The sequence below is a fragment of the Actinokineospora sp. NPDC051303 genome, assembly GCF_055586285.1.
On record NZ_JBVJIN010000003.1, the window covers coordinates 1 to 4,025 of the forward strand.

Annotated in this window: 2 protein-coding genes and 1 rRNA gene; 2 read left to right on the forward strand and 1 reads right to left on the reverse strand. The window is 71.2% G+C overall.

Features of this window, described 5'->3' with window-relative positions; all coding sequences use genetic code 11:
• Window positions 1–146: 146 nt before the first annotated feature.
• Window positions 147–263, forward strand: a 5S ribosomal RNA gene (gene rrf, locus ACZ6SD_RS03255).
• A 2,346-nt stretch (window positions 264–2,609) separates the two neighbouring features.
• Here rrf and ACZ6SD_RS03260 read toward each other — a convergent pair.
• A complete protein-coding gene (locus ACZ6SD_RS03260; protein WP_465315253.1) occupies window positions 2,610–3,257 on the reverse strand; it encodes a hypothetical protein in 648 nt (215 codons plus the stop codon).
• Here ACZ6SD_RS03260 and ACZ6SD_RS03265 point away from each other — a divergent pair.
• A partial coding sequence (locus ACZ6SD_RS03265) for a hypothetical protein (RefSeq protein ID WP_465315254.1) occupies window positions 3,234–4,025 on the forward strand: 792 nt, incomplete at its 3' end. The two genes, ACZ6SD_RS03260 and ACZ6SD_RS03265, sit on opposite strands and share 24 nt — an antisense overlap.

Here is a 4,025-nt window from a genome sequence, read left to right on the forward strand (position 1 = left end):
CGGGTGGAGTTGACTGGTACTAATAGGCCGAGGGCTTGTTACAAACATGCTACGCATCCACTGTGCGGTGTCTGAGACACCAACCACCCCCACCACCACCCTGTTTGGGTGTTGGGTTCGGGGTTGAGGTTATTGTTTCATAGTGTTACGGCGGTCATAGCGGTGGGGAAACGCCCGGTCCCATCCCGAACCCGGAAGCTAAGCCTGCCAGCGCCGATGGTACTGCACTCGTGAGGGTGTGGGAGAGTAGGACGCCGCCGGACAATCATTCCCGAAGGGGCTTGTGGTGGGGCACGCGAAGCGTGTACCCGACCACAAGCCCCTTCGGTGTCGTTGGAGTATGTTGCGGGTAATCCGCACGCGGGAGGATCACGGTGTCGGAGTTCGGGCGACGAGGCGGCACGGACCGCGGCAACAACAGCGGCGGCGACCGCAGAGGCGAGCAGGGCGGCGGCGCGAACCGCCGGGGCGACGCCCAGGAGGGCGGCTCCGGCCGCTCCGGGAACCGCGGTTCCGCCAGTGACCGGGGTGGTTACCGCCCCACCTCCGCCAACCGGGACCGCGGCGGCTTCCGCTCCGCCCCCAACCGCACCACCGGCGCCGACCGCGGCGGCTACCGGGGCGCCCCCTCTGATCGTGACCCCCGAGGCGGCAATCGCCCGGACCGCGACACGGCGGGCGATCGCGACTCCCGAGGTTCCTTCGGCGACCGCAAACCCAACACTTTCCGCACCAAGAACAACACCTCCGGCAACCGCGACGCTGGCGGCTACCGCCCCAACCGCGACTCTTCCGGCAACCGAGATTCCGGTGGCTACAACGCCAACCGCGGCTCCGCAGGCGGTGGTTACCGGTCTGACCGCAATTCTTCCGGTAGCCGTGACTCCGGTGGCTACCGCTCCGACCGCACGTCCTCCGGTGGCGGTGCCTCCGGTGATTATCGTTCCGACCGGAGTTCCTCCAGCGGCAATCGTTCGGACCGCGGTTCGTCCGGCGGGGCCTCTGGTGGTTACCGCTCTGACCGCAATTCTTCCGGCAGCGGTACCTCTGGCGGTTATCGTTCCGATCGCGGTTCCTCTGGCAGCGGCGCTTCCGGCGGCTATCGCTCTGACCGTGGTTCTTCGGGTGGTCGCGACTCGGGCGGTTACCGTTCCGACCGCGATTCTTCTGGTGGTGGCGCGTCCGGCGGGTACCGTTCCGATCGCGGTTCCGCAGGTGGCGGCGGGGCTTCCGGTGGCTATCGTTCCGACCGGGGCACTTCTGGCGGTCGTGATTCCGGTGGATACCGCTCCGACCGTAATTCCTCTGGTGGCAGTGCGTCCGGGGGTTACCGTTCCGACCGGGGTTCCTCGGGAGGGCGTGACTCCGGTGGATACCGCTCTGATCGGGATTCTTCCGGTGGGCGCGATTCCGGTGGATACCGGTCTGATCGTGGTTCTTCGGGTGGGCGCGAGTCGGGAGGGTATGGCTCGGAACGGGAGACTGGCGGGCGCGCTTCGGGTGGCTACAACGCCAACCGGGGTTCTTCGGGCGGCAGCGGTGGGTCTGCTGGCTACCGTTCCGACCGGGGCGCTTCCGGTGGTCGCGACTCGGGTGGCTATCGGTCGGACCGGGATTCGTCTGGCGGTCGGGACTCGGGCGGGTATCGCTCTGATCGAGGGGCTCCGAGCGGTCGTGGCGCGTCGGGTGGACGCGATTCGGGGTATCGGTCCGACCGCGATTCTTCTGGTGGCGGGCGTGAGTCCGGCGGGTACCGCGGTGACCGTGGAAGTTCTGGCGGGCGCGACTCCGGTGGTTACCGGGGCGGTGCTGGTGGCCGTGATTCCGGAAGTGACCGTTCCGGTGGCGGGTACCGGTCGGATCGCGGATCGGCGGGGGACCGTGATTCCGGTGGGTACCGGGGTGGGCGGGATTCCGGCGGGTACCGGTCGGACCGGGCGTCCTCGGGGGATCGTGACTCGCGTGGTCGTTCCTCGGATGACCGGGGTGCCGGTGGTTACCGCTCTGACCGTTCCCCGTCGTCGGGTGGCGGCTATCGGCCGGGGGCGGGTTCCCGTGGCGGCAAGCCTGGGTTCCGTTCTGACCGGGGCGGTTCCGACGACCGCGGTGGATCTCAGCGTCGGGACACCCCAGGCAAGGGCGGATATCCCCGTGGCGACGGGGCGTCCGGCAAGGGTTCCGATCGGGGCGGCTACCAGCGCCGGGACGACAACCGCGCGAGCGGCTACCGCGATGGCGGGGACCGTGCCGACTCTCGTTACCTGGACCGGCAGGGCCAGGACGCCGCGGCGGGCAAGCGGCCCGAATCCACTGAGCAGGCCCGGTTTGTCGAGGTGACCCCCCGGCGTTCGGACGCTTCCCAGCCGGACGCCTCGGAAATCACCGATCGCGACCAGCAGGCTTCTCGCGCCGACGCGGCTGGCGAGGGATCTCGCGGCGATGTCCCGCGGACCAACCCGGGTGAAGACGCGCGGGACGCCTCCGACGGCGACGTGCGCGGCGACCGAGGTGCGGAAGTTCCGGCCCGAGCTGACATCCCGCAAGCCCGCGACACAGCAGACGCTTTGGGAAGCGCGGGTGACGACGCGCCTGACAACTGGGGCGACGAGTCACACGGTGGCCGCAGCGACGACTCCCGGCGCGACGAGCCGCGTGGGCTTCAGGACGAGGATGCCCGAGGCGGCCAGGGCGACGACGAGCCGCGTGCGCACGCGGTCGACGGCGCCCGGGGTAGCCAGGGCGACGAGCTGCGTGAGCACCTGGGCGGCGGTGCCCGGGACGACCAGGGCGACGAGTCGCGTGGGCTTGCGGGCGATGATGCTCACGGCGGCCAGGGCGACGGGCCGCGCGGGCACCAGGGTGACAGTGCTTGGACCGGTCGGGGTGTGGATGCCCCTGGCGGGCAGGGTGACGAGCCGCGTGGGCGCCAGGCGGGTGCTTGGGGCGATGAGTCTCGTGGGCGTCGGGGCGAGGATGCCCGGGGCGGTGGTTCGCGTGGGCGGGCCGGTGGCGATGCCCGGGGTGACCATGGCCGGGGGCGTCCGGGGGATGACGTCCGGGGCGGTGGGCGCGAGGACTCGCGTGGTGCTCGCGGCGAGGATGGCCGGGGCGGTGCTCGGCGGGATGAGCGGGATGTCGCGCCGGTCGTCAGTGGGCCTCCGGTGCCGGAAGGCGCGGAGTACAGCGCGCTCGACGTTGAGGCGCGGGCGGGGCTGCGGAGTCTGCCGAAGTCGTTGGCCGAACTGGTCGGGCGGCACCTGGTCGCGGCCGGGATGCTGATCGACGAGGACCCGGAGCGGGCGTTGGTGCACGCCCGGTACGCGCGGGAGCGCGCGTCGCGGGTCGCTGTGGTGCGGGAGGCCGCGGGGCTGACGGCTTACCACGCGGGGGAGTGGGCTGAGGCGCTGTCCGAGCTGCGGGCCGTGCGGCGGATGAGTGGGGGCAACGCCCACATCGCGGTGATGGCCGACTGCGAGCGCGCTCTCGGACGGCCGGAGCGGGCCCTTGAACTGGCCAAGGAAGCCGGTAAGGACCTGCCCGCCGAGGTGGCCGTGGAGTTGCGCATCGTGAGTGCGGGCGCGCGCCGGGACATGGGGCAGCTGGACGCCGCGGTGGTCAGCCTCCAGGGGCCCGACCTTGATCCGAAGCGGCGGGACCCGTGGAGCGCGCGGCTGTTCTACGCCTACGCGGACAACCTGGAGGCCGCGGGCCGTACGGATGAGGCCATCCGCTGGTTCCTGCACGCCGCCCAGGCCGACGACGACGAGGACACCGACGCCGCCGAGCGCGCCTTCACCTTGGGCGCCGACGAGTCGGAGATCGCCGCAGCCCTGCCCGGGGAAACCCTCGAAATCGAGGACGACGCCACCCCGGACGCCGACGCGGGCGCTGCCGAGCCGACCGATGCGGCAGTGGCGGACCAGGCCGAGGCCACGGACGAACCTGTCCGCGAACCCGCCGCCGCCCCGCCCGCCGAGAACATCGAGAAGGCCGCGATCTCAGCGGACCAGGTCGCTGGTCCCGCT